The sequence below is a fragment of the Antarctobacter heliothermus genome (assembly GCF_002237555.1).
Lineage (GTDB): Bacteria > Pseudomonadota > Alphaproteobacteria > Rhodobacterales > Rhodobacteraceae > Antarctobacter > Antarctobacter heliothermus_B.
Genome location: NZ_CP022540.1, coordinates 2,690,671 through 2,713,719, shown reverse-complemented (window position 1 = coordinate 2,713,719; position 23,049 = coordinate 2,690,671). Strand labels below are relative to the sequence as shown.

Annotated in this window: 24 protein-coding genes and 1 tRNA gene; 10 read left to right on the top strand and 15 right to left on the bottom strand. The window is 61.1% G+C overall.

Translation table 11 applies throughout. The annotated features are described in order from the left end of the window. Positions 1-31 precede the first annotated feature (31 nt). The gene (locus ANTHELSMS3_RS12930; protein ID WP_094035223.1) at positions 32-352 is read right to left on the bottom strand and encodes a hypothetical protein; all 321 of its coding nucleotides are present in this window, start codon (positions 350-352) and stop codon (positions 32-34) included. 80 nt (positions 353-432) lie between these two features. Between ANTHELSMS3_RS12930 and ANTHELSMS3_RS12925 the strand changes: the two genes are divergently transcribed. Continuing rightward, complete coding sequence (locus ANTHELSMS3_RS12925) at positions 433-1,020, top strand: TetR/AcrR family transcriptional regulator (protein ID WP_094035222.1); 588 nt, start codon at positions 433-435, stop codon at positions 1,018-1,020. Between the two features lie 163 nt (positions 1,021-1,183). Here ANTHELSMS3_RS12925 and ANTHELSMS3_RS12920 read toward each other — a convergent pair whose 3' ends face one another. Both ANTHELSMS3_RS12920 and ANTHELSMS3_RS12915 read right to left on the bottom strand, forming a co-directional pair. Beyond that, the gene (locus ANTHELSMS3_RS12920; RefSeq protein WP_094035221.1) at positions 1,184-1,603 is read right to left on the bottom strand and encodes a c-type cytochrome; all 420 of its coding nucleotides are present in this window, start codon (positions 1,601-1,603) and stop codon (positions 1,184-1,186) included. 67 nt (positions 1,604-1,670) lie between these two features. Further along, entirely contained in the window at positions 1,671-2,141 is a 471-nt protein-coding gene (locus ANTHELSMS3_RS12915; protein ID WP_094035220.1) for a c-type cytochrome, read from the bottom strand. A 131-nt stretch (positions 2,142-2,272) separates the two neighbouring features. Between ANTHELSMS3_RS12915 and ANTHELSMS3_RS12910 the strand changes: the two genes are divergently transcribed. Together ANTHELSMS3_RS12910 and ANTHELSMS3_RS12905 are read left to right on the top strand one after the other, a co-directional pair. Beyond that, positions 2,273-2,683 (top strand): PaaI family thioesterase, encoded by a 411-nt coding sequence (locus ANTHELSMS3_RS12910; protein WP_094035219.1) that lies wholly within the window; start codon positions 2,273-2,275, stop codon positions 2,681-2,683. Between the two features lie 14 nt (positions 2,684-2,697). After that, positions 2,698-3,132 (top strand): DMT family transporter, encoded by a 435-nt coding sequence (locus ANTHELSMS3_RS12905; RefSeq protein WP_094035218.1) that lies wholly within the window; start codon positions 2,698-2,700, stop codon positions 3,130-3,132. Positions 3,133-3,270: 138 nt separating this feature from the next. On the opposite strand, the gene ANTHELSMS3_RS12900 is transcribed toward ANTHELSMS3_RS12905, so the two are convergent. The 3 genes from ANTHELSMS3_RS12900 to ANTHELSMS3_RS12890 form a co-directional block, all read right to left on the bottom strand. Next, positions 3,271-4,254, bottom strand: coding sequence for an Ldh family oxidoreductase (locus tag ANTHELSMS3_RS12900; protein WP_094035217.1), 984 nt, complete (start codon positions 4,252-4,254; stop codon positions 3,271-3,273). Positions 4,255-4,321: 67 nt separating this feature from the next. Continuing rightward, on the bottom strand, positions 4,322-4,528 hold the full coding sequence (locus tag ANTHELSMS3_RS12895) for a histidinol phosphate aminotransferase (RefSeq protein ID WP_094035216.1): 207 nt from the start codon (positions 4,526-4,528) through the stop codon (positions 4,322-4,324). A gap of 113 nt (positions 4,529-4,641) precedes the next feature. Beyond that, positions 4,642-5,760 carry a pyridoxal phosphate-dependent aminotransferase gene (locus tag ANTHELSMS3_RS12890; RefSeq protein WP_094035215.1) on the bottom strand — a complete coding sequence of 373 codons (1,119 nt, stop codon included), beginning with the start codon at positions 5,758-5,760 and terminating at the stop codon, positions 4,642-4,644. Positions 5,761-5,951: 191 nt separating this feature from the next. Here ANTHELSMS3_RS12890 and ANTHELSMS3_RS12885 point away from each other — a divergent pair, with 191 nt between their 5' ends. Continuing rightward, complete coding sequence (locus tag ANTHELSMS3_RS12885; protein WP_094035214.1) at positions 5,952-7,238, top strand: lipoprotein-releasing ABC transporter permease subunit; 1,287 nt, start codon at positions 5,952-5,954, stop codon at positions 7,236-7,238. Then, positions 7,231-7,914 (top strand): ABC transporter ATP-binding protein, encoded by a 684-nt coding sequence (locus tag ANTHELSMS3_RS12880; protein ID WP_094035213.1) that lies wholly within the window; start codon positions 7,231-7,233, stop codon positions 7,912-7,914. Before ANTHELSMS3_RS12885 ends, ANTHELSMS3_RS12880 begins: the two co-directional genes overlap by 8 nt. Positions 7,915-7,931: 17 nt before the next feature. On the opposite strand, the gene ANTHELSMS3_RS12875 is transcribed toward ANTHELSMS3_RS12880, so the two are convergent. Next, the gene (locus ANTHELSMS3_RS12875) at positions 7,932-9,128 is read right to left on the bottom strand and encodes a pyridoxal-phosphate-dependent aminotransferase family protein (RefSeq protein ID WP_094035212.1); all 1,197 of its coding nucleotides are present in this window, start codon (positions 9,126-9,128) and stop codon (positions 7,932-7,934) included. 126 nt (positions 9,129-9,254) lie between these two features. On the opposite strand from ANTHELSMS3_RS12875, the gene ANTHELSMS3_RS12870 reads away from it, so the two are divergent. Both ANTHELSMS3_RS12870 and ANTHELSMS3_RS12865 read left to right on the top strand, forming a co-directional pair. After that, on the top strand, positions 9,255-9,968 hold the full coding sequence (locus ANTHELSMS3_RS12870; protein ID WP_094035211.1) for a phosphatase domain-containing protein: 714 nt from the start codon (positions 9,255-9,257) through the stop codon (positions 9,966-9,968). Next, positions 9,961-11,709: an ABC transporter ATP-binding protein gene (locus tag ANTHELSMS3_RS12865; RefSeq protein ID WP_439098646.1), complete on the top strand. Its 1,749-nt coding sequence runs from the start codon at positions 9,961-9,963 to the stop codon at positions 11,707-11,709. The genes ANTHELSMS3_RS12870 and ANTHELSMS3_RS12865 overlap by 8 nt, the downstream gene beginning before the upstream one ends. Positions 11,710-11,714: 5 nt before the next feature. Here ANTHELSMS3_RS12865 and ANTHELSMS3_RS12860 read toward each other — a convergent pair whose 3' ends face one another. After that, a complete protein-coding gene (locus ANTHELSMS3_RS12860) occupies positions 11,715-12,392 on the bottom strand; it encodes a TIGR04283 family arsenosugar biosynthesis glycosyltransferase (RefSeq protein WP_094035210.1) in 678 nt (225 codons plus the stop codon). 60 nt (positions 12,393-12,452) lie between these two features. Between ANTHELSMS3_RS12860 and ygfZ the strand changes: the two genes are divergently transcribed. Then, positions 12,453-13,190: a CAF17-like 4Fe-4S cluster assembly/insertion protein YgfZ gene (ygfZ, locus tag ANTHELSMS3_RS12855; RefSeq protein WP_094035209.1), complete on the top strand. Its 738-nt coding sequence runs from the start codon at positions 12,453-12,455 to the stop codon at positions 13,188-13,190. Between the two features lie 3 nt (positions 13,191-13,193). On the opposite strand, the gene ANTHELSMS3_RS12850 is transcribed toward ygfZ, so the two are convergent. Beyond that, the gene (locus ANTHELSMS3_RS12850) at positions 13,194-13,658 is read right to left on the bottom strand and encodes a GNAT family N-acetyltransferase (protein WP_094035208.1); all 465 of its coding nucleotides are present in this window, start codon (positions 13,656-13,658) and stop codon (positions 13,194-13,196) included. 91 nt (positions 13,659-13,749) lie between these two features. After that, positions 13,750-14,313, bottom strand: coding sequence for an elongation factor P (gene efp, locus ANTHELSMS3_RS12845; protein ID WP_094035207.1), 564 nt, complete (start codon positions 14,311-14,313; stop codon positions 13,750-13,752). A 216-nt stretch (positions 14,314-14,529) separates the two neighbouring features. On the opposite strand from efp, the gene ANTHELSMS3_RS12840 reads away from it, so the two are divergent. Further along, positions 14,530-14,850, top strand: a complete 321-nt coding sequence (locus ANTHELSMS3_RS12840; RefSeq protein WP_089280323.1) for a DUF6280 family protein — start codon at positions 14,530-14,532, stop codon at positions 14,848-14,850. A 120-nt stretch (positions 14,851-14,970) separates the two neighbouring features. Here the strand turns inward: ANTHELSMS3_RS12840 and ANTHELSMS3_RS12835 are convergent, their stop codons facing one another. From ANTHELSMS3_RS12835 to ANTHELSMS3_RS12825, 3 genes are all read right to left on the bottom strand, one after another. Next, a complete protein-coding gene (locus ANTHELSMS3_RS12835; RefSeq protein ID WP_094035206.1) occupies positions 14,971-16,392 on the bottom strand; it encodes a hypothetical protein in 1,422 nt (473 codons plus the stop codon). A gap of 73 nt (positions 16,393-16,465) precedes the next feature. Continuing rightward, the gene (locus tag ANTHELSMS3_RS12830) at positions 16,466-17,869 is read right to left on the bottom strand and encodes a TolC family outer membrane protein (RefSeq protein ID WP_254694732.1); all 1,404 of its coding nucleotides are present in this window, start codon (positions 17,867-17,869) and stop codon (positions 16,466-16,468) included. 70 nt (positions 17,870-17,939) lie between these two features. Continuing rightward, a complete protein-coding gene (locus tag ANTHELSMS3_RS12825; protein WP_094035204.1) occupies positions 17,940-18,593 on the bottom strand; it encodes a protein-L-isoaspartate O-methyltransferase family protein in 654 nt (217 codons plus the stop codon). 172 nt (positions 18,594-18,765) lie between these two features. Here ANTHELSMS3_RS12825 and ANTHELSMS3_RS12820 point away from each other — a divergent pair. After that, a tRNA-Cys gene (locus ANTHELSMS3_RS12820) sits at positions 18,766-18,839 on the top strand. A gap of 68 nt (positions 18,840-18,907) precedes the next feature. On the opposite strand, the gene ANTHELSMS3_RS12815 is transcribed toward ANTHELSMS3_RS12820, so the two are convergent. Then, the gene (locus tag ANTHELSMS3_RS12815; protein ID WP_157733504.1) at positions 18,908-19,813 is read right to left on the bottom strand and encodes a tyrosine-type recombinase/integrase; all 906 of its coding nucleotides are present in this window, start codon (positions 19,811-19,813) and stop codon (positions 18,908-18,910) included. Between the two features lie 431 nt (positions 19,814-20,244). After that, the gene (locus ANTHELSMS3_RS12810) at positions 20,245-22,950 is read right to left on the bottom strand and encodes a hypothetical protein (RefSeq protein WP_094035202.1); all 2,706 of its coding nucleotides are present in this window, start codon (positions 22,948-22,950) and stop codon (positions 20,245-20,247) included. Between the last annotated feature and the right edge of the window lie 99 nt (positions 22,951-23,049).

Sequence of the window (23,049 nt, the reverse complement as noted above, 5' to 3'; positions counted from 1 at the left end):
CTCCCGCCCTTTGAAAAGGCAAATGCCCAGACTATTGCGCCCGCAAATCCGCAGCTTTGCGCCGCAACCGCGCCACACGCCCGTCAACGCCGCGCGGCGCAATCGACACGCGCTGCAAGCGATCTGCCCGCGCGCGCAATGCGCCGACACGCCCCTCGACCGCGGCAATCTCTGCCGCCGAGGCCCGCGGCACCGCGCCGTTCAGCAAATCTCCCAGCGGCAGGAAATCCGGATAGGCTGCGGTGGCGACACCGGGCGTCGCCACCGCATCCAGTTCAGGAAACTGGGTGCAACCGACGAGGCCGCCCGAAGCGGCCAGCCAAATCAGCAAATGACACGACGTTTTGCGCATGTGACTGTCATGCCCCAGCCTGCGCAAACTGGCAAGTATCCCGCTTGATCTGAACGTATGTTCAGATAACCATGTCCGCCATGGCACGCACCCAGGGAAGCCACTCCGAGATCACCGGCCCGCGCATCCGCGAGGCCGCACTTCGGCTGTTCGCCGAGCGCGGCTATGCCGCCGTCTCTATGCGCCAGATCGCGGCAGAGGTCGGTCTGCAGGCGGGCGCGCTGTACAATTACACCCCCGACAAGCAGGCCCTTCTGTTCTCGCTGATGCGTGACCACATGGACGACCTGCTAACCGAATGGCGCGCACGACCCGCAGCTGGCACCGCGCAAAACCGGCTAGAGGATTTCGTACGCTTTCACATCGGCTTTCACCTCGAACGGCCAGAGCTGGTATTCATCGCCTACATGGAATTGCGCAACCTGACGCCAGACCATTTCGCCGTGATCGAAAGACTGCGGCGCGACTACGAAAACGCGCTCGAGGACATCCTGCGTCAAGGCCGCGACACGGGCTTGTTCGACGTCGCAGACACCAAGCTAACGACACTTGCGGTGATCGCGATGCTGACCGGAATCACCACCTGGTATCGTCCCGGCGGTCGCCTCGGCGTCTCCCAAGTGCAGGATCTCTACTGTGACATGGTGCGCAAGGCAGTCGCCGCATAGGCCTGCGCCGCACCGCCAGCCTGTTCACGGGTGAATCGCGAAGCGAAAAGCGCGCCGTCAGGCGCGCCCCGGCGGGGTTGGCGGGCGGGCGATGTTGCGGCCCGCAGGGTCGGGACGAGCCCCGCACGACGCCCGACAAACACCCGCACGCACTGTAACAACGTCAGGGCGTCCGACGCGCCTGTATCGATTCGAGATACTCTGCCAGCGCCACCAGCTTGCGCGGCGTCGGCGTCGGCTTGCCATCACCACTGTCGTAGGGCACCAGATCGCCGTCCAGCAACGCGCCGAACTCTGGCATCCCCGGTCCGGCCAGATCAGATCGCGCATAGCCGTCGATGGTCGACATGATCTTGGCGCGCGGGAAAACATCCCCATTTCGCAGTTGGATCAGCGTCAGGTTCTTGGGTGGCGTCTTCATCGCCCGCGCCATAACCCCGTCGCCCTTGCCGTCCGCCCCGTGACAGACCGCGCAATTCGTCATGAACAGCGCGCGCCCATCCTGCGCCTCGGGCATCGCTCCGTCTTCCATACAACCGGCCAGCCCCAATGCCGCCGCCAGCCCGATGATCACCCTGTGCATTTCTGCCCCCAAATTTCCGTGTCTCTTCCCGCCTCGTGCCAAAGCGTGGCGTCGGGAACAAGCCCTGTCAGCTGCCTTCATCTGCCTGAAGGCTGTCCACATAGGCAACCACATCCATCAACCCCTCGGGCGTCATGATGATCTCGCCCGAAGGCGCGCGCCATTCCACTACTGGGCCTTTCAGCTCCTGCCCAAACTCCGGCATCGAGCCGCGATGGAACTTACCGGGATAGCCATGGATCGTCTCCAACACCCTTTCCGCCGGAAAGACCCCGCCATTGGCCAGTGCAAGATCGGTCAGGTCTGGCGGCACAACCGGCAGGTCCGCTCCCAGTGGGCCGTCGCCCTGCCCGGTATCGCCATGGCAATAGGCGCAATTGGCGGCATAGGCCTCTGCCCCGGGGTGAACGTCCACTTGATCCAGATCCGACCGCGACGGTGCAAACCACGCCCGGCTTGTGCCATCCTTGTTGCCCCAGAATGGCGCGCAGGCGGTTGTTGTCATCAGCGCCGCTACGGCCAGTGCCTTGATATACATGTCCCGCTCCGTTCTTGTTCTTGTCGCTCAGGGACGGCCTGTCGCCCCGAGGAAACCAGTCACCGCCCAACAGGTGGTGACAGCCGCCTCAGGTCCGGTCATAGTCGCCGCCGGACAGAGGGGAGGTCCTCATGCTTGATCCTGCCACCGCGCAGCGCCTGTTGGAAGAGAATTTCGCACCTTGGGTGCAAGCGTTGCAGCCAACCATCACCGCAATCGGGCCAGACGAGGCCGTGCTGGAGATCCCTGTCACGTCCGAGATCGCCCGTGTGGGCGGGATTGTTTGCGGGCAGGCGCTGGCGACGCTGGCCGATACATCGATGGTGTTTGCCTGCGCCGGGCGGTTGGGCGCGTTCAAACCTGTGGCCACCACCAACCTCGAGACGCGTTTTCTTAGCGCCGCGCGGGGCGATAGGGTGCGCTGTACCGCGCGGGTGATCAAGGCCGGGCGGGCACTGCTCTTTGCCGAGGCGACGCTGATCCGCCTGCCTGATGCGGTCCCGGTGGCGGCGGCCAGCGCGACGTTTTATCTTGCTGAATAAATGAAAGACCGGACATGAGCCAATATGCCCTTGTGATGCTGCTGGCCGGGATCGGCATTCCGACGCTGGCGGCGTTGAATGCTGCGCTTGGGATGCGGTTGGGGTCGCCCGTCTCGGCGGCGGTGGTGCTGTTTTGTGTGGCGCTGTCCTCGACCCTCGCGGTCTGGCTGGCGAGCGGGGCCAAGGGGTTGGGCGGCGTGACAGAGGCACCGCGGCATCTGTTTCTGGGCGGGTGTTTCGTGGCCTTCTACGTTCTGTCCGTGACGATGATCGCGCCGAAATTCGGGATAGGGAACGCGATCTTTTTCGTGCTCGTCGGGCAATTGATCAGTGCCGCCGTGATTGATCATTTCGGACTGTTCGGGGCGCGACTCTCGCCCCTCACGCTGACCCGTGCCACGGGGATTGCGGTGATGGCACTGGGGGTTTGGATCACCCAGCGGGCCTGAGCCTGTCCACGCGTGGACAGACCGCAGGCGACGAAAAATCAAGGGGTTACAGAGACGAATTTACCTTTTGGTGACAAAGACGCCCCTGTGACCGGGCGGCGTACGGGGCGTTAACCCGGCGGCACAGCACCACGCGGATCAGGCAGGTTCACCCGCCAGATCGCGCAGTTGCTGCCAGAGCGCCTCTGGCACGTCTGCCGTCTCGGCGGGCACGCGGCCCGCGCCGGGCATCCGTGCGCCCTCATCCCGCGTGACCACCTCTGCCAACCCCGACAACCGATCAAAGAAATCGCCCTGTCCGGGGTCGATGATCAGGAAATACTGGCCAAGGTCATGCGGCGCGCCCTCTGGCGCTTTCAACGGTTTGACATCCTTGCTGAGAATGCCGCCGCCCAGACAGGCGGCGAGGATCTCGGCCATCAGGCCAAGGCCCCAGCCCTTGTAGCCGCCCGCAGAACACAGCGAGCCTTTCAGCGCGGCGTCGGGGTCTGTCGTCGGGCGACCATCGACGTCCACGGCCCAGCCTTCGGGGATCTGTTCGCCTGCCGCCTTGGCCATGGTGATCCGGCCAAGGGCGACGGTTGTCGTGCTCTGGTCGAACATCATCGCCACACCGCCCTGCCCGTCCGGCACCGCGAAGGCGACGGGATTGGTGCCGATCACACGGGTCTTGCCGCCGGGAGCCGCGACGATGGGCGAGGCATTGGTCAGACCAAGGCCCAGCGCACCGCCCTTGGCAATCTGTTCGGTGAAATAGCCCAGCGCGGTACAGGTGTGGGCGTGGCGCAGCGCAAGGCTGGCGATCCCGGTGTCGCGCGCGGCCTGCAACGCCTGCGGCAGCGCGGCGGCAAAGGCAGGCTGGGCAAAACCATGTGCCGCATCCACCCGGATTTCGGACGCGCGGGGTTGGCTGATTTCCGGCACGGCCGCGCCATCGACGCGCCCAGATTTCAACTGCTGGCAATAGCTTTCGAGGTAGTACAGCCCGCAAATCCGGTTTCCCCGCGCCTCGGCCCAAGCGATGGCACGGGCCATTTCGGCGGCAATGGCGGGCTGCGCCCCATGTGCCGCCAACGCGGTTTCGGACAGGCGAAAAATCTCGGTGATGGTGATGTTGGGCATGGCTTGGCTCCTGCGTTTGGCGGACCCTATGCCCCACGCAGCAAAACGGAAACCGGATTTGCAGGGATCAGATGCCGCGAAACCGGCTGTCCCGGCGGCGGCGGACGGTGTCGATCCGCGTGATCAGATGATTGAGCAGCACCGCAAGGATCAGCACCACGCCCAGCCCCCAAAAGGACCAGAGCGCCACAAAAACCCATAGCATGTTCGCAAAAATCAGGATCATGTTGACGGTCGTGTAATCCTCGACCGGCTTCGATGGACGGTTTTTCATTGCGCGGCCTCCTACACCTGCAATCTCCGCTTGCAGAGGGTAGCGCAGCAGGACGACAAGTCAGGTCAGGATTTCGCGAGGTGGTGAAAATTGTTGCAGTTTGCCGGAAATGCTTAGGGGTTGAGGGTGATCCGCGCCGCGAGCAACGCCTTTGGCAGGGCCTCGGCCAGGATTTCCAGATCCTCGGGCCGGCCCGCGCTGATGCGGATGCACCGGTCCTGCGGGGCCACAAAGGGCATCCGGACAAAGACACCCTGATCAATCAGACCCGCCAGAACGGCGCGGGCAAAATCCCCATCCCTGCCACAGTCGACCGCCACAAAATTGGTCGCCGAAGGCAGTGTGGTCAGGCCGTTGTCCTTGGCGATGCGCGCGATTCCATCCCGCCCTTCGGCGGTCAGGCGGATCACCTCATTCAACCATTCGGTATCGCCAAGCGCGGCCAGCGCCCCGGCCAGTGCAATGCGGTTCATGCCGAAATGATTGCGAATCCGGTCAAACGCCTTGATCGTCTCTGCCGCGCCGACGACATATCCGATCCGCGCGCCCGCCATGCCGTAAGCCTTGGAAAAGGTGCGGAACCGCAGAACGCGGGGATCTTCGGCATCCAGATCGGGGGTTGTGCCCTCCGGGGCGAATTCCACATAGGCCTCATCCAGCGCCAGCACGCAGCCGTCGGGCAGCGTGTCCAGCGCCGCCGCAATGGCAGCCCCGCTGTGCCATGTGCCCATCGGATTGTCGGGGTTGGCAAGGTAGACGATCTTGGCGTCGACCTCTGCCGCTTTGGCGATCAGGGCGGAAAGGTCTTCGTGATCCCCTGTGTAGGGGATCTTGTGCAACACGCCGCCAAAGCCGGTCACATGGTAGTTGAAGGTCGGGTACGCCCCGTCCGAGGTGACAACCGCATCGCCCTGCCCCACCAGCAGCCGCACCAGATAGCCCAGCAGCCCGTCGATGCCCTCACCGATCAGGATGTTTTGTGGCGTGCAGCGCAGGTGGTCCGCCAGCGCGGCTTTCAAGTCCAGATGCGAAGGATCGGCGTATTTCCAGATCTCTGCCGCCTCATCCTGCATGGCGGCGACGGCAAAGGGCGACGGGCCAAAGACGTTTTCGTTGGCGCCAAGGCGGGCTTGAAAACGCATGCCACGGGCGCGCTCCTGCAATTCGGGGCCGACAAAGGGCACGGTTGAAGGAAGCGAGGCGATGAGGGCGGGGTAACGGGGTCCAGTCATGGGCGCAAATATGGCGGCGCGGGCGGCCGCGTCAACGAGGGATTTCGGGCGGCGCGGGTGGCGGTTGGGCCGCCTTGGCCCCGCGGCGGCGGCCACAACTGGCGGATGGTCGCGCGGCAGGGGCGCGGACTGGTTGACCCGGACCGGGCAAAAGGCCAGTTTCCGCCACGAGCAGGACCAGAAAGAGCCCCATGACGCGCCAGCCGCCGCCCTTTGCCCCGTTTGAATGGATGATCGCCTGGCGCTATCTGCGCGCCAAACGCGCCGAGGGTGGGGTGTCGGTGATGACGTGGATCTCGCTGATCGGGATTACGCTGGCGGTGTTTGCGCTGATCGCGACGCTGGCGGTGCGGTCGGGCTTTCGGGCGGAATTTGTGGACACGATCGTGGGGGCCAATGCCCATGTCACGGTCTACCACATCCAGCATGTAGATGAGGCCGGGATACCGACGCGGACCCTGCCCGACTATGCCGCCATGGCCGAGAGCGTGCGCGGCGTGCCGGGCGTCACGCGGGTGGCGCCTTTGGTCAAGGGACAGGTCATGGCGACGGGCAATGGCCGCAATGCCGGGGTTGAGGTCTTTGGCATCGCACAGGAGGATCTGGTTGAGATCCCGCGCATCGCCGATCCCGAGACGGGCCGTGGCAACCTGACAGATTTTGACGGCGGCCTGGCCATCGGGTCGGGTGTGGCGCAGATGCTGGGGGTGGGTCTGGGCGACAAGATCGACCTGATCTCTCCCAACGGGGTCAAGACGCCGTTTGGGGTTTCGCCGCGGGTCAAGACCTATGACGTAACCTATATCTTTACCGCCGGGCGCTATGACATTGACCGCACGCGGATCTACATGCCCTTCGCCGAGGCGCAGTTGTATTTCAACCGCGAGGGCGTGGCGGATGAGCTGGAGATCACCGTCGAAGACCCCGAGGAGGTCGAGCGATACAGCAGCCCCATCGGACAGGCCGCCGGTGCGGGCGCGCTGGTCTGGACGTGGCAGGACGCCAGCGGCGGGTTCCTGCGGGCGCTGGATATAGAAGACAACGTGATGTTCGTGATCCTGTCGGTGCTGGTGCTGATCGCCACGATGAACATCGTGTCCGGGCTGATCATGCTGGTCAAGAACAAGGGCCGCGACATCGGCATCCTGCGCACCATGGGCCTGACCGAAGGGTCCGTCATGCGTATCTTTTTCATCTGCGGGTCGTTTACCGGGCTGATCGGCACAGCACTGGGGGTGCTGCTGGGCACGCTGTTTGCCATCTACATCGACCCGATCTTTGCCGCAGTGAACTACCTGTCAGGCGGCGGGGTCTGGGACCCGTCGATCCGGGGCATCTATGCCCTGCCCGCCGAGTTGCACCTGAAAGACGTGTTGTCGGCGGTGTCGCTGTCGCTGGGTCTCAGCTTTATCGTCACGATCTTTCCGGCGCGCCGTGCGGCCCGGATGAACCCGGTGGAGGCGCTGCGCTATGAGTGACACGGTTCTGCGCCTGACGGGCATTGAGAAGAGCTATAACAAGGGCAAGCCGAACGAGGTGAACGTACTACGCGGCATCGACCTGACGGTCGGACGCGGTGAGGTCGTGGCGCTGGTCGCGCCCTCAGGCGCGGGCAAGTCGACGCTGCTGCATATTGCTGGGCTGCTGGACACACCCGATGCGGGCACGGTCGAGATTGGCGGCGAGGCGATGCAAGGTCAAAGCGACCGGCGGCGCACGGCAGTGCGGCGGGCGGATGTCGGGTTTGTCTATCAGTTCCACCACCTGCTGCCAGAATTCACCGCGCTGGAAAATATCGTGCTGCCGCAACTGGCCAATGGTGCGAGCCGCGCCGAGGCTGAGGCGCGGGCGCTGACCCTGCTGGACAGCGTTGGCATCAAGGATCGCGCAGAACACCGCCCTGCCGCGCTGTCAGGCGGTGAACAACAGCGCGTCGCCTTTTGCCGCGCGATGGCGAACACGCCGCGCCTGTTGCTGGCGGATGAACCGACCGGGAACCTTGACCCCACCACATCGGACCGGGTGTTTGGCGCGCTGATGACGCTGGTGCGCGAAACCGGCCTGTCGGCGCTGATCGCCACCCATAATCTGGAACTCGCGGCGCAGATGGACCGACGGTTGCGACTGGACAGCGGCGGGCTGCACGCGGAGTGATCCGCGTGCTGTGAGCATCAGGCAGCGGTCAGTGCCTTGACCGCCGCATCCATCGCCCCTGCCCCATGCGGAATGTCCAGCACGGTCAATCCCGTCTCCACCGTGCCGATCAGGCCAAGGATGCCGTGGGCGTTGACATGCCCCATGTGGCCAAAACGGAAATAGCCCGAGTTTGTCGGGTCTTCGGGATCACCCACGCCCAGCCCGATGCCCAGCACCAGCCCCGCCTCATCGCGGCACCATGCGCGCAGGCGGTCGCCGTCCGGCGCACCCAAGGCCGCCGCCGTCACCGCATGAGAGCGGTGCGCGGGGTCTGCCACGTTCAGGCGGAACGGCCCCTCTGCCCCCCATGCCTCTCCCGCCGCCCAGATGGCGCGGGCCAGCCGGGCATGGCGCGCCCAGACGTGTTCCATGCCCTCTTCGTGGATCATGTCCAGAGCCGCGCGCAGGCCGTACAGGTGGTGCGTCGGCGCGGTGCCGCCGAAATACTGATAGAACATCTCAGGCTCGGCGCGCGCCGCCCAGTCCCAATAGCGCGACACGCGGGGCATGGCGCGGCGCACCTCTGCCGCGCGGTCATTGAAGAACACAAAGGCCATGCCCGGCGGCACCATCAGCCCCTTTTGCGAGCCGGTGATCATCACGTCGACGCCCCATGCGTCCATCTCAAACGCATCGCAGCCCAGCGAGGCGATGCAATCGGCCATCAGCAAGGCCGGGTGCCCGACCTCATCCAGCACCCTGCGCAGGGCCGCGATGTCGGAGCGAATCGACGAGGAGGTATCGACATGGACCGCCAGCACCGCCTTGATCCTGTGGCCCTTGTCCGCCGCCAGCGCGGCGCACACCCGGTCCGGGTCAATCGGGGTGGTGCGACCGTGTTCGACAATCTCGACCTCGGCCCCCAGCCCGCGCGCCATTTCCGCCCAGCCATGGCCAAAGGCACCGGTGGTGGGCACAAGCACCGTCTCATCGGGCGCCACGGTGTTGGACAGGGCCGCCTCCCATGCACCATGGCCGTTGCAGATGTACATCGCCACATGGCCATCGGTGCGCGCCACACGGCGCAAATCCGGCACCAGACTGGCCACCATGTCGTGCAGATCAAGGTCATAGATGTCCGGCGCGGGCCGATGCATCGCCTGCAATACGCGGTCCGGCATCATGGAGGGCCCCGGAAGGGCCATGTGGGGGCGTCCATTGGACAGCGGCATTGGGGAACTCCTGTCTATCGCGGCGCGACGTTACCCGGCGGCGGCCTGCCGTCAATACGCGCTTTGCTGGACAGCCCACCGAATGCCGCGTAAACCGCCCGCCGGAACGCTGGGAACCCATCGCACATGCTGGCACGACTCTGGAGCAGGTTGGACAAGGCGGAACGCAAGCTGCGCCGGTCTTTTGGCACGGATATTTCGACGCCCGCTGCGCGGCGGTGGTCAAGGCTGCATTACCACCTGTTCGACCATGCGTTTCTGCGGGTGCTCTGGACCAATTTCTTTCAGATCGCGCCGGGGGTGTACCGGTCGAACCAGCCAACGCACCGGCGGTTTGAACGCTATGCGGCCATGGGGATCAAGACGGTGGTGAACCTGCGCGGCGAGGACCGGTTTGCCCATTACCTGTTCGAGCGGGAAAGCCTGCAGCAGTTGGGCATGACGATGGTCGACGCCAAGCTGTGGGCGCGTGAGGCGGCCCCGCGCAAGCGCATCGTCGGTGTGATCGACGCGCTGCGGGCGGCGGAAAAGCCGATGATGTTTCACTGCAAGTCCGGCGCCGACCGGGCCGGGTTTGTTGCGGCTATGTATCTGCTGGTGTTCGAGGATGTCCCGATCGCGGAGGCCAAGAAACAGTTGGGCCTGCGCTACATCCACCTCGATTTCACCAAGACCGGGGTGCAGGATTACATCCTGCGTGTCTATGAGGCGCGTCTGTCGTTGGGCGAGATCGGGTTTGAGGACTGGATCCGCACCGAATACGCCGCCAAGATCATTCAGCCCGCATGGGACGCGCGCCGCCCCGAGATAGACTGCGCGCGGGAGCTGATGGGTGGCTGATCCGGTTCCCCCTCCCAAGCGGCTGTTTCTCTGGCTCTGGCAGCGCTACCTGAAACGCTATGCGGGGCTGATGGCTATCGCCATGGTCTTTATGGCGCTTGAGGGCAGCATGTTCGGCCTGCTCAGCTACATGATGAAGCCGATGTTCGACGATGTCTTTGTCGGCGGCAATGCCGATGCGCTGGTCTGGGTCGGCGTGATCGTCATGGGCATCTTTGTTGTGCGGGCGGTGGCCAGCGTGGTGCAAAAGGTGCTGCTGACGCGGGTTAGCCAGATGTCGATGGGCGATATCCGGCAGGACATGCTGCAACACCTGATGACGCTGGACCCGGAGTTTCACAACGAACACGGGCCGGGCTACCTGATCCAGCGGGTCGAGGGCGATGTAAACGCCATCTCCAAGGTCTGGAGCACTTTGGTGACGGGAGCCGGGCGCGACGTGGTGGCGCTGATCTCATTGTTCGGGGTGGCGCTGTTCATCGATTGGCGCTGGACGCTGGTGGCGCTGGTGGGCGCGCCGTTGCTGGTGTTTCCGTCGGTGCTGTTGCAACGGTTTGTGCGCAAGAACGCCCGCAACGTGCGGGACATTGCGGCGCGGCTGTCGACCCGTCTGAACGAGGTGTTTCACGGCATCACGCCGGTCAAACTGAACCAGTTGGAACGCTGGATGGGCAAGAAATACCGCGCCCTGACGCGCCAACGCATCCGGGCGGAAACGCGGTCGGCGGCGGGTCAGGCCTCTCTCCCCGGTCTGATCGACCTGATGTCGGGGATTGGGTTTGTCGGGGTGCTGTATTTCGGCGGCGGCGAGATTCTGGCCGGCGAAAAGACGGTGGGCGATTTCATGGCCTTCTTCACCGCCATCGGACTGGCGTTTGAGCCGCTGCGCCGGTTGGGCGCTGTATCGGGCGTCTGGCAGGTGGCCGCCGCCAGCATCGAGCGGATCATCGAGATGCTGAACACCCAGCCCCGGCTGCGCGATCCCGACAGCCCCGTGCCCCCGCCCGAAGGCACGCCGGGGATTTCCCTGCGCGATGTCAACTTGCGGTTTGGCGACACGCAGGTGCTGCAGGGCCTGAGCTTTGAGGCGGCGCCGGGACAGACAACGGCGCTGGTCGGGGCGTCCGGCGCGGGGAAATCGACAGTGTTCAATCTGCTGACCCGGATGGCAGAGGCGCAGGACGGCGACGTCGAGATCGGCGGCGTGCCCGTGGCCGCGATGAAACTGCGCACATTGCGCGGGATGATCTCTGTCGTCAGCCAAGAGGCGCTGCTGTTCGATGAGACGCTGCGCGACAATATCGTGCTGGACCGCAATGTCACCGATGCGGAACTGGACAGCGCCCTGCGTGCGGCGCATGTGGCCGATTTCCTGCCCCGGCTGGAGGCCGGTCTGGACACACAGGTCGGCCCGCGCGGATCGCGCCTGTCGGGTGGTCAGCGGCAGCGGGTGGCAATTGCCCGCGCCCTGCTGCGGGACACGCCAATCCTGCTGCTGGACGAGGCCACAAGCGCGCTGGACGCCCAGTCTGAGGCCGTGGTGCAAGCGGCGCTGGAACAGCTGTCACAGGGGCGCACAACGCTGGTGATCGCGCACCGGCTGTCCACCGTGCGCAATGCCGACAAGATCGTGGTGATGGAGGCGGGCCGTGTGGTCGAGCAAGGCACCCATGACGCGCTGATCGCACAGGGCGGTGCCTATGCCGATCTGTACCGGCTTCAGTTCGACTCGCCGGAATAAGGGCGTTAGCGGCGGTAGGACCGCGCCAGCCTCTCTGGATCGGCCCCGGCAAAGTAGCGCGCCAGAGTGGTCAGGTTTCGCGCCCCGCGCCGCAACCAGCCCTGGCGTTGGTACTTCTCTGCCGAGGTGATCGCCGTTGCGGGCAGCGGTTTGAGCACGCGGCCAAGGCGGCGCGCCAGCGCCACATCCTCCATCAGCGGCAGGTCGGGATACCCGCCGACAGCCTCCAATGTCTTGCGATCAATCAACAGGCCCTGATCGCCGTAGGGCAGCCGGAAAAGCCGCGATCGCAGGTTGGCCCAGCAGGCCACCCAAGTGGGCATCACACCCGCCACATCAAAAGCCAGCCGGAAATGATAGGCACCGGGCTGCGAAAGAGCGGTGGTCACGGCCCCGGTCCAGCCCTCTGCCAGTCGGGTGTCCGCGTGCAGCACCAGCAGCCAATCCCCCTCTGCCGCCTGCGTGCCGCGCACCAACTGCCCGCCACGCGACGCGGCACCCGTCACGACCCGCGCGCCCGCCTGTTGGGCAATGGACAGCGTGCCATCGGTGGACCCCCCGTCAGAGATCACAAGTTCACGGATCAGCCCGGCTTGCAGTCCCTCGGACAGGCTGCCAAGGCAGAGCGGCAGGCTGTCGCCCGCGTTGAGCGTGGGGATGACAATGGAAATCGGTGCGCGCATGGGCCTGTTCGGAAGTTGCCTAGGGGCCTATATGCGACCCGAGGACGAAAGGGAAAGCGAATGGCGGATGATAACCGAAAAGTGCTGCGGGTGCGGGGCGCCGGGGCACGCGATTTTCTGCAAGGGCTGGTGACCAATGACGTGGCCCGTCTGGACCACGGCGCAGTCTATGCCGCGCTGCTGACACCGCAGGGCAAATATCTGGCCGACTTCTTTCTGGTACCCGACGGTGAAGACGTGCTGATTGATGCAGACGCCGAACAGGTGGCGGCGCTGAAACAACGTCTGATGATGTATAAACTGCGCTCTCCGGTAGAAATCGAAGAGACCGACATTGAGGTCAGTCGGGGCCTTGGCGACACGCCCGAGGGTGCCTTTGCCGATCCGCGCCATCCGTCGCTGGGATGGCGCGGCTATGCCGGTCAGCCGGGCGAGGCCGTGGATTGGGATGCGTTGCGAGTGGCAGCCTGCGTGCCCCAGACGGGCATCGAACTGACGCCGGACACCTTTATCCTTGAAGTCGGCTTTGAGCGGTTAAACGGCGTCGATCACCGCAAAGGGTGTTACGTCGGGCAGGAAGTCACTGCGCGGATGAAACACAAGACAGAGTTGCGCAAAGGCCTGACACGGGTCGCGGTCGACGGCTCGGCCCCCGTGGGGACCGAGATCCTGTCCGGCGAAAAGGTTGCCGGAACGCTTTTGACACAGGCGGACGGTTTTGGCCTTGCCTACTTGCGGTTTGACCGCGCCGGCGAGGACATGTCGGCGGGTGAGGCCAAGGTCCACTGGCGCGGCTGAGGCTCAAAGCCGTTTTTCATAGACCTCTACCGCCAAATGCGCCCCCGCGCCGCGCATCAGCGCCGCGCTGGGGGTGTTGAAGGCGTGAACACGCGTGATCCAGCCCGTGCAGCCCTGAGCGCGGCTGTCCTGTTCAAACCGCGCGATTAGCCGCCGCGCAAGACCACGATGCCGCCAGATCGGCTGGACGTAGATATGGTCCAGCAAAGCCTGCCGCCTTGGATGCTCTAACGCGGTCCCGGCATGATCCAGGATCTGCCACATCAGGTAGGCACGCGGCACGCCCTCTGTGCGGTACAGCAGGACACACGCGCCCTGCCCCAGCTTTTGTGCAAAGAACGTCCTCAGCGCGGCCTCTGTGCCGTCTGTGTGGAACCGGCCGGGCAGGTCGGCGGCGTGATGCGCGTTGAGCGCATACAGCATGTCGGCCAGCGTGGGAATGTCGTGGTCTGTTGCGGTGTCGATCATCAAAAGGCCTCCTGGCGATGCGCCGGAGGCCTTAGATCAGTTCAGTTGTCACCCCCGGCAAAGACGGGGGATTTGCGCGCGAGCCCCGAGGTCAGGCGCGCTCTGCATATTCCATGGTTTCGGTGTTCACGACGACGTCTTCGTCCTGTCCAACAAAGGGCGGCACCGTGATGCGCACACCGTTGTCGAGAACGGCAGGCTTAAAGCTGTTGGCAGCGGTCTGTCCTTTGACCACCGGCTCTGTCTCGACGATCTTGCAGACGACCTTTTGCGGCAGCGTGGCGTTCAGTGCCTCTGTGTCGTGGAATTCCACCACGATGGTCATGCCGTCCTGCAGAAAGGGTCGACGTTCGCCAAGGATGTCGGCGGGCAGTTCGACCTGATCAAAGGTTTCGGTGTCCATGAAGGTCAGCATGCCGTCTGTCTCGAACAGGAACTGCATGTCCTTTTGTTCAAGGCGCACGCGCTCTACCTTGTCGGCGCTGCGGAAGCGTTCGTTCAACTTGGAGCCGTTGCGCAGGTTCTTCATCTCGACCTGAGCGAATGCGCCGCCCTTGCCGGGCTTCACATGATCGACCTTCACGGCGACCCAGAGACCGTCGTTATGCTCCAGCACGTTACCGGGGCGAATTTCGTTACCGTTGATCTTTGGCATGGGGCAAAACCGTGTCAAAAGGTTGATGATTGATTGACGGACCCTATATCTGGCGTTCAGCCATCATGCAAGGCAACGTATCTCGTGCTGCACTCGCAGAATGTTATGCAAATTTTGCATAGGTGGTATGCAGCATCGGGGTATCCGAATCGATACGAATACGCCATAACCCGCGTCACGCCTAAAAACGCAAGAGCAATAATCAAAGGTCGAAACATGAAGGATTTCGTTGACAGCACCGCGTTCAACGCCGAGCAAGGCAACCGCGCTCGCAAACTGTTTGCGGCTGTGGTGCTGGCTGCCCTCGACGATGCAATCGCCGACGACAAGAAGTATGGAAATGGCCCCGAGCAGATCGCCCGCTGGGCGCGGTCCCGCGATGGCCGCGAAGTATTGAGCTGTGCCGGGATCGACCCCAATGAACGTGTCGTATCCGGCCTGATGGATTTCGTGTCGAAAGGTGTTCGCACCTCTGTCGCGCTGTCCCGCGAAGAAAGCGAGCGTCGCAACGCCGCACAGCAAGCCGAAGCCGCCTGACCATTTCCCTGACCCACCTGAAAATGCGCGCCCTTTACGGGCGCGTTTTTTTCATTTTGGGGAGGGTGTTGGTTTGGGCGCGCGTTGGTATGCCCGGCGCAGCGCGCCGGACGCAAAGGATCAGTCCAGATCCTTGCTCATCAGAACGCGGTGAATCTCACGCCGGACCAGTTTGCGCACGTTGCGGGTGATGCGTTCGCCCAATGCACCCTGAAGCTCTTGGCGCACGATCTCTGACACAATGGCCTGTAAGGCCTCTTCGCTCAGCTTCGTGACGGCAGCCGACTGGTCGGGTTCTGCCTCTGGAACAGGATCGGGGAGCGAGTCTGCCCCCGGCGCATGATCTTCCCAATCCAGCGCCTCTGACGGGGCGTGGCGGACAAATGCAGGGCGTGCGTCGCCCGGAACCGCGCTGGTGGCGGCGGGTGTCTCTGCCGAGTCCTCAGGCTCAAGAGCATCGACAGCGGAAATGTCGCCATCCGGTATCGCCGTTGCCATGTCTGGCGATGGGTCGACCGGCCCTGCCCCGTTCAACGGATCGTCCGAGACGGCACCCGCCACGGCGGAAACCACCTCTTGCAACGCGGTGTCCGCGTCGTCTGCTCCGTCCGACGTCACATCCGCGCCGTCACCCATCGCTGTTGCATCATCGGGATCAGCCGTTGGCGCGACAGCGGCCTCCGAAGGCTCCGAGGGATCGGTATCGTCTGCGGATGGCGTGGTGGGTGCCCAATCTTGAGATTGACGTGCCAACATCTGTTCCAGCGTGGCAATCTTCCGGTCAAGTTCTGTGTCGGTGCCAGAATCAACGTCAACATCGGCATGTGCAAACAGCTGAGCGGCGTACCCATTGGGGTCATCTGCCGTTTCGAGGACGTCGTCGTCCCCTGCCCCCGGATCAGGCGCAAGGATATCTGACAGGCTGGCACGCAGCGCGGCGATCTGCCCGGCCTCAGTGTCATGCTCGATATCTTCAGGCTCGATTTCCTCTGGCCCGATGTCCTCTGTCACGTTTCCTGTAAGGTCGGCGTCATCGGCGATCATCTGGTCAGCGTCAGGGTCCACCGGAACAAGCGCTGCATCGGCTTCGCCAAGGTCATCTTCGGGCAGGGCCGGAGCCAGATCGATCGGCTTGTCCGATGTCCCGTCCGGATCGGCGGACCAAACGGCCAGCGGATCGACGGTCTCAGCAACCTGAGTGTCTGCCGGTTCGGGTGCGGTGGCCTCAGCGCTGTCCTCTGCCCCAAGAACCAGTGTGGCAATCTCATCGGGCTCGGGCACTGTCGGTGGCGGCGGTGGCCTGTGCGCGACGGGGGTGACAGAGGGTTCCGTCAGGACCATGGGCGCATGCGCCTCACGACCTCGGCCGGGTGCCTTGGTCGGCGGATCCGCCGCATCCGGCACACGCAGCGCAGGCGACAGGACCAGACGTTCTGGAACAGACCGCTGCGCGCCGCGGGGCGGCCGCTCTTCTTCGGAGACCAGTCGACGGATTGACGACAGGACGTCCTCTATTTCGACGTTTGTAACGGGGTCTGACATTGTTCTTGCCACTCTTGCCTCGGGACAGAGTGTACCCGCAAAACAGGTCTCCGCACAACAGACGCAGACAAAACTACTCTTTTCCCAGAGCCTTCAGGACACGGTCCAGTTCTGCGCCCTGCTTTGACCGGGCGCGTGGCGCGGTTTTGACCATGTTGTAATAGGCAGCCGGGTCAAAGACAGGCACGTTCAGGTGCAGCGCCTCAGCGGTCAGCAAACCCAGCGACGACAACACCTGATAGGACGCGATGGCCTCATCGACCTGCGCCGAAATCAGGCTGGCACGGGCGTCCAGCAATTCCTGTTCCGCGTCCAGCACGTCCAGCGTGGTGCGCGCGCCCAGCTTGGCCTCTTCGCGGACCCCCTGAAATGCGACGGTTGCAGCGCGCACTTGTTCTTCGAACGAAGTGCGGTTGGCCTGCGAGACACGCAAGTTGGCGTAGGCTTGACCGACGTTCTGCTCAATCTGGCGCAGTACAACATGCAAACGACCGCGCGCCGCGTCCCGGTTGGCAACCGACTTGCGGACCGCCGAATCGAGCGCGCCGCCGGAATAGATCGGACCACTTGCGCCCAGTGTGATCGACCCACCGTGCGAAAAGTCGCCATCGTCAAAGTCTTCGGTCACGCCGTAGGAGCCCTGCAACGACACCGTCGGCTTTTTGGCCCCTTCTGCGATCAGAATGGTCAGTTCCGCGGCGGTCACACTGTGTTGTTGGGCCGTCAGATCCGGGTGCTGGCGCAGCGCCTGACGTTTGGCGTCGGCCACGCTGCCGGGCAGCTTTGGCAGCGAACGCGGGTTGATCAGATTGCGCGGCGGCTTGCCCACGGCGGCAAGATACTCTTCTCCCGCCACAAGCAGATCGCCCTGCGCGGCCGCCAAGGCAGCGCGCGCCGCGGCCAACCGCGCCTCTGCAAGGGCCACGTCGGTGCGGGTCACTTCGCCAACCTCAAACCGGTCCCGCGCGGCGCGCACCTCTTGCTGAATCACGCGCACGTTGTTTTCGCGCAAACCGACAGTTTCGGAATACCGGCGAATGTTCATAAAGGCCGCGGCGGCACGCAACAGGACCTGTTGTTCAATGGCGACCAAATCGGCGCGGGTGGCAAGCACCTGCTCCTTTGTCGCCTCAAGCGCCAGTTTGTTACGGCCGCCTGCGTAAAGAACGATTTCCGCGATCAGGTTGATGCTGGCATCGTTGGTGACGCTGCCGCCCTGCACAAACCGCCCGGCTGACGAACTGAAACTGCCCGACCGGCCATAGCTGCGCTGAACGTTGCCCGTCCATCGAAGAACAGGCCGCAGCTCTGCCAAGGCCTGTGCGACGTCCTCATCTGCGGCGCGCAACGTTGCCCTGTTTTGCTCCAGCAGGCCGCTGTTCATATACGCAGCTTCCAGCGCCTCGGCGAGGGTATCGGCCCAAGCGGGTGTTACTGCTCCGGTCAAAAGAACAAGGCACACAGCCCCGCGCGCCATGTTATTGCGAATCCTGCCCAGCACCGGCTTCCCCATCTTTTCGTTTGCCCTCAGGCCCTGCGCGACTTGCTCAAAGAGCGAAAGCCGCCGTTTTTTCGAAGCCGTTGACCACTGGAGCCGTTCCATTGAAGGCATAGCGCCAAGTGATCCGGCCGTCCCGTTTGTGTCCAACCCGCACAGTCCCCAGCGCCTGCTCCATAAAGATGATAGCAATACGCCCGCCATCCTTGAGCTGCGCGGCAAGGCTGTCCGGAAGAACCTCGACACCGCCCTCGACGATAATCGCGTCATAGGGACCGTGTTCCGGCGCCCCTTCGGTCAGCGGCCCCATGTGGAGGACAACATTGTCGGCATGATGTTCGCTGAGCAGCGATTGCGCCTCTTCGGCCAGCGTCTCATCCGCCTCGACGGCGACGACGGCCTCGGCGATGCGCGCGATCACGGCAGAGGAGTACCCCAGACCGGCCCCGACATCGAGCACAAGATCGCTGTTGGTCAGGTTCAGGGCGTCCAGCATCTTGGCAAAAACGCGCGGGTCCAGCAGGACCCTGCCCTCTCCAAGATCGACATCCTCGCTGGCGTAGGCAGCTTCGACCTTGTCGCGCGGCACGAACGCCTCACGCGGAATATCGAGCATGGCGTCGATGATCGGAAATTCGGTGACGTCCGACGGGCGCACCTGTGTGTCGACCATCATCCGGCGGCGGGTAGTAAAGTCAGTCATGTACTAAACTCTTCCGTTCAGAACCTGTGATGGCGGTTGTGCCACACCTGCTGCGCGGCGGCAATGACCCAAGCCACCAAACTTGGCAAATGTGGCCCTTCGGCCCACCTGACGGCGGCAAAGATATCTGCTTGACGGAAGCGGCGGTAGCGCCTAATCAGACCGCCACTCTGGCGAGTTGGCGGAGTGGTTACGCAGCGGATTGCAAATCCGTGTACACCGGTTCGATTCCGGTACTCGCCTCCATTTACTTTCAATGACTTAGACGATAATTGGCCGATTTACAGAGAGTCATTTTACAGGGCATTTTACAATTACGTTCTTGAGGCGTTCTTTTCGGCGCGTTGAACCAGTTCCAAAATCCTGTCGGTTTTGTCACTTCCGACCACAGCATAGACCTCAATCATCTGCGTGGCATAACGCAAGTTCCAGCCGAACACCGTGGCCAGTTGAAACGCGTCCGCTCCCGCTTCGAGCAATTTCGTAGTCGCCGTCCCACGACAATCGTGCATGTGGAGGCTGTAACCCAGCGCCTCTTTAGTCAGACCTGCTTTGTTCTTCCAATGGCTCAACCGCTGCGAAGCATAGCGCTCCGTCCACTGCTTCCCTGACGGATTAGTCAGGATATATTCCTGTCCATCTGGCGCACTATCAATGATCTCAGCCATTTTTGGCGTGATCGGTATGTGTGCGTAAACGCCCCTCTTCTGCGTGGGGATGCGAAGACGTCGATTTCCGGAGGGCAAGATTTCGACGTTGAAGCGACGAAGCTGGACGAGATCGGCAGGACGCAAACCGGTTTCTGTCGCAGCAATCAGAACGCGCCCGATGTTATCCGGTGCAACAGACAGGAATTTCTCGATGTAGGCAGGCGTCCATGTGATGTGGGCACGGTCGGCCTTGTAGACCTTGTCGAAAGTGCAGTGATGCCGCCTGATCTTACCTTGCTTGACCCCCCAATTCATCAAGATCGTGACAACCGTGCCAGCGTAGTCGTATTGTTTTGGGCTGTCCTTCCAAGCATCACGCCAGTCGTTAACTTCTCCAAGAGATTCCCACTCTTCGAACATCGCCGCCGGATCATCGCCAAACTCATGCGAAAATCGATCCAACCAGCCTAAATAGTCTTTTTGGGTGCGCTGTTTGAGACGCTTGAATTTCGGTGACACCAAGTAGTCATCAACCAAACTTGACGTCAGATATGAAGAAACGCGCGGCATAGCTGCCTCTATCGCTGCAACATACGCCTCATGAAACTCGCGTTCTTTTGGGAGCCGCTCCGATGATCGGTAGAAACCAGTACCTTTTCGTCCTCGTAAGCTGAAGTAGTACCGAAACCTACCATTGGATAACCGGCATCGTACTCGATGCACTTCGGGGGGCAAACTATCATTCGGCATGTTTGCGCTTCCTTCTTTGAGAAACTAGAGAATCCGATGGCGTTTCAATTAAATTAGCTTCGGGCAAGACATCTCCGGCTTGATCAAGTCGCTCCCTCACGTGCTTAGGATCGTAAACACCTCTTCGCCCAGGGAGAGGCTTGATACCAAGCCCCCTCCACCAAGCTCGACACTGGGAAGTTACGTTTGCATACCCGTGAAGTTTTGCAAGATCCGCGCTTGTTATAAGTGCAATATCACGAAAATTCATTTCAGTTACCTCCCGCCAAGTTCAGAGAAGTCGCCTCAACCGATGCAACTCTTTCCAATCTATAGTGTCCGGTATGATTTATCACTTGATGCAACAATCTGAGGTCACCGATCTTTCTACCGCGGAGCCGTGCAAGATGAATTCCCACAGATTGTGGCGACAATGGGCCTGTTCGTCCCGTTAATCCCTTAACCTGAATTTCCAACAACCTGTCATCAGCACTCGACGCTAGAATATCTGATGCCGTGAAAGTATCACTTCCAAATGTCCTTTCGAGGCTCTCAAGGAGAGGATATATCTCTTGGCGTTCCGGCGCCGTTGCCATCGCCGACTGCATAATTGTGAGTGGATCAATGTAACTTTTCCCAAGTGTCCTATTGATCCAAAGCACCGTCCGACGGACTACTCTATCCCATTCCGAATAACTAGGAATACCTGGTCCTTCATGGCTGTCTTGACTGCAAAGCGCTGCGCTCAGTAGCGTCAAGCCGGCGACCACAAAGCTTTCACGCTCTTCGAGGATCATTTTGACAACATCGTTTCTATATTTTCGCGAAAAAACTCCATTTTCATTTACCCTAAGCGTCATTTTTAAAATCCGGCGAGACAGCTCTTCAGAGAATTCAATATTATTTCCACTCATTAAAATAAGGACACGGTTTGGTATTTCTGATGCCAATTTACTCTGACCTAACAGCCGGTCTGTCATCGCTGAAGAGGTCAGTAGCTGGCTCAACACTGGACTATCTACCCGACCATTTTGATTGTCGATATTGAACACCGGCTCAGCTGGCGGCAACAAACCAGACATGACGCGCTTACGTGTTTCGTCCTCCCTACCTTCGCCTAGTGGCGCCATCGTCGCCGGCCGACGACCGAGAGCTATCGCTCCAATTGCCTCGCAAAGCATAGATTTGCCCGCGCCGGGGTCGGAGGCGTCAACCACAAATGCAGGTGCCTTATCCAAACTGGCACGAACGATTGCAGTAAAAATAGCGGCAAGTAATGCTGTTTCTGATTCCTTGTTCGCAAATTCAAATTCATCGAAGGGACTAAGCAACTTTTCAAGCGCCTGATTATAATCGGAATCTGTTTGATATTGTGGGATTTCTCCAAAAATATCGCTATCAAAGTCGCCATAGATTTGTGAATGAGGATCGTATCCAGCCTGAGATTGAATAGAACCATCTAGGCGGATTATTGGCAGGTTGGAAGTGCCCCGGAGGGGCAACAAATCGCGTGTAGAACGTAGTTCCAGTATCTGCTTAATGATTTCTGGGGGAGGGTCTATATTTTGAGAACCCGTCACGCCTCGAGTTGGCTTGGTGAATTGCGCAATCTTAGCGATCTGGTAGGAAAAAGCGCTAGAAAGTAATGCCTCTGGCCGTCCTTTTACGACGGTAACGAGGACATCACCCAAATCGTAATATTGACCACTTTCTTTCATAGTTCTTATCGTTTCGTCGGTTGCAAGATATGTTTCCCCTGGGATGGTTCGCGTCCGCGCCAACTTGTAGGTCATTCCACCGCGAGCAAATGAATGGAGGCGTGGAGATCCACCGAGGTACAATTTTCCCACCGGTTCGCCATCCCTGTAGTCTGGCTCCAACGGGTCACGACAAAGGGCCTGATCATATCTTCTTGTTTCACTCAGGATTTCTCCAACTGAAATCTTGTCGAAGTCCATTCGTCCTTTGAGTTGTACCTCAAGTATGAAATCCTTGTTCAGGATTCTCTTATCCAGGGCCAAATCCAGTGTTTTGTTCGTCTCGAGTTCAAGGTCGGCTGCAAACTCACCCAATGCTAGTGCGCGCTGGCGCTTCCATTGGATTCTCCTCTGAGTTGCCTCAGGTTCAGAAAGGTGTCTTGCGGTTTTTTTAGCGTGTTCTGCCCTTTGGACCATATCTCTAGGTGCATCTGATACTAGGTTTTCTGAATCGAAAAGACCGCTTTCCCCGTCCAGCGCATTGAAGATTCGCGGACGGCTCCTACATTGTTGCAGCCCATCTCCAAGCTCTGCACCTGCTGGAAAGTCAATTCTGTTTTCTTGATAGACACTACCATCGATAGTGGTCCTCTCAAGCATCGTACCGCTTTTCGAAATTTTTATGTATCCGCGACCAGAAGCCCATAATCTTATTGCAATCTGCTCGGCTAAACGCGGAATATCCACTCCCAATTTTACGGCAATGTAAACTCGATGCCCCCGCTCCCCAGTCAGCTGTTTCCCTTCGCTATCGTAGATCATCGAGGACGAAGAATGAGTGTGAAGCATGTTGGCACTATTTAGCTCTGGTATGGCTGTGCGCAGCTCTGCTATCAGCTCGTCACTCGTGTATGACGCTTGACCTTCATCGTAATCGATATCCATCATAAAAATCGATGGACCTTCTCTCCATTTGAAAAAAGTCTTGGTTCTCGCAATCGTATTCGGTCCGCTATTCGATTCCTCGAGTTGCCTGCTGGTTATTACCTCAGAATTTCGTCCGGACTTGGTCACACCATACATTAAGGCTTGCGAGGTATTGATTGTCTCAAGAAATTTTCCGAAATCCTCCAAATCCGAAACGGATCGAAGTGAAACCCGTCCCTTGGATAAGTGTGCGGAGGTTTCCTTTCGCAGCTCCCCATTTTTAATGTGATATTTTTTCGCCAACACCTTCGGCTTTACAGCGTCCAAGAGTGTAAACATGATTTTATCGGTCATTGGGTTCTCCTTTTCAGGAATATCTTCCCAAGTCCGTCAGACGAAAGCGGGAGCGCGATAAGCCTTATCGCACCCTTGACTTTTAATGCGGGATGTGAG

What these genes read in the sequence shown, in the direction of transcription:
- ANTHELSMS3_RS12930 (WP_094035223.1), bottom strand. Translation starts at nt 352, where the DNA reads ATGCGCAAAACGTCGTGTCATTTGCTGATTTGGCTGGCCGCTTCGGGC.
- ANTHELSMS3_RS12925 (WP_094035222.1), top strand. Translation starts at nt 433, where the DNA reads ATGGCACGCACCCAGGGAAGCCACTCCGAGATCACCGGCCCGCGCATC.
- ANTHELSMS3_RS12920 (WP_094035221.1), bottom strand. Translation starts at nt 1,603, where the DNA reads ATGCACAGGGTGATCATCGGGCTGGCGGCGGCATTGGGGCTGGCCGGT.
- ANTHELSMS3_RS12915 (WP_094035220.1), bottom strand. Translation starts at nt 2,141, where the DNA reads ATGTATATCAAGGCACTGGCCGTAGCGGCGCTGATGACAACAACCGCC.
- ANTHELSMS3_RS12910 (WP_094035219.1), top strand. Translation starts at nt 2,273, where the DNA reads ATGCTTGATCCTGCCACCGCGCAGCGCCTGTTGGAAGAGAATTTCGCA.
- ANTHELSMS3_RS12905 (WP_094035218.1), top strand. Translation starts at nt 2,698, where the DNA reads ATGAGCCAATATGCCCTTGTGATGCTGCTGGCCGGGATCGGCATTCCG.
- ANTHELSMS3_RS12900 (WP_094035217.1), bottom strand. Translation starts at nt 4,254, where the DNA reads ATGCCCAACATCACCATCACCGAGATTTTTCGCCTGTCCGAAACCGCG.
- ANTHELSMS3_RS12895 (WP_094035216.1), bottom strand. Translation starts at nt 4,528, where the DNA reads ATGAAAAACCGTCCATCGAAGCCGGTCGAGGATTACACGACCGTCAAC.
- ANTHELSMS3_RS12890 (WP_094035215.1), bottom strand. Translation starts at nt 5,760, where the DNA reads ATGACTGGACCCCGTTACCCCGCCCTCATCGCCTCGCTTCCTTCAACC.
- ANTHELSMS3_RS12885 (WP_094035214.1), top strand. Translation starts at nt 5,952, where the DNA reads ATGACGCGCCAGCCGCCGCCCTTTGCCCCGTTTGAATGGATGATCGCC.
- ANTHELSMS3_RS12880 (WP_094035213.1), top strand. Translation starts at nt 7,231, where the DNA reads ATGAGTGACACGGTTCTGCGCCTGACGGGCATTGAGAAGAGCTATAAC.
- ANTHELSMS3_RS12875 (WP_094035212.1), bottom strand. Translation starts at nt 9,128, where the DNA reads ATGCCGCTGTCCAATGGACGCCCCCACATGGCCCTTCCGGGGCCCTCC.
- ANTHELSMS3_RS12870 (WP_094035211.1), top strand. Translation starts at nt 9,255, where the DNA reads ATGCTGGCACGACTCTGGAGCAGGTTGGACAAGGCGGAACGCAAGCTG.
- ANTHELSMS3_RS12860 (WP_094035210.1), bottom strand. Translation starts at nt 12,392, where the DNA reads ATGCGCGCACCGATTTCCATTGTCATCCCCACGCTCAACGCGGGCGAC.
- ygfZ (WP_094035209.1), top strand. Translation starts at nt 12,453, where the DNA reads ATGGCGGATGATAACCGAAAAGTGCTGCGGGTGCGGGGCGCCGGGGCA.
- ANTHELSMS3_RS12850 (WP_094035208.1), bottom strand. Translation starts at nt 13,658, where the DNA reads ATGATCGACACCGCAACAGACCACGACATTCCCACGCTGGCCGACATG.
- efp (WP_094035207.1), bottom strand. Translation starts at nt 14,313, where the DNA reads ATGCCAAAGATCAACGGTAACGAAATTCGCCCCGGTAACGTGCTGGAG.
- ANTHELSMS3_RS12840 (WP_089280323.1), top strand. Translation starts at nt 14,530, where the DNA reads ATGAAGGATTTCGTTGACAGCACCGCGTTCAACGCCGAGCAAGGCAAC.
- ANTHELSMS3_RS12835 (WP_094035206.1), bottom strand. Translation starts at nt 16,392, where the DNA reads ATGTCAGACCCCGTTACAAACGTCGAAATAGAGGACGTCCTGTCGTCA.
- ANTHELSMS3_RS12830 (WP_254694732.1), bottom strand. Translation starts at nt 17,869, where the DNA reads ATGGCGCGCGGGGCTGTGTGCCTTGTTCTTTTGACCGGAGCAGTAACA.
- ANTHELSMS3_RS12825 (WP_094035204.1), bottom strand. Translation starts at nt 18,593, where the DNA reads ATGACTGACTTTACTACCCGCCGCCGGATGATGGTCGACACACAGGTG.
- ANTHELSMS3_RS12815 (WP_157733504.1), bottom strand. Translation starts at nt 19,813, where the DNA reads ATGCCGCGCGTTTCTTCATATCTGACGTCAAGTTTGGTTGATGACTAC.
- ANTHELSMS3_RS12810 (WP_094035202.1), bottom strand. Translation starts at nt 22,950, where the DNA reads ATGACCGATAAAATCATGTTTACACTCTTGGACGCTGTAAAGCCGAAG.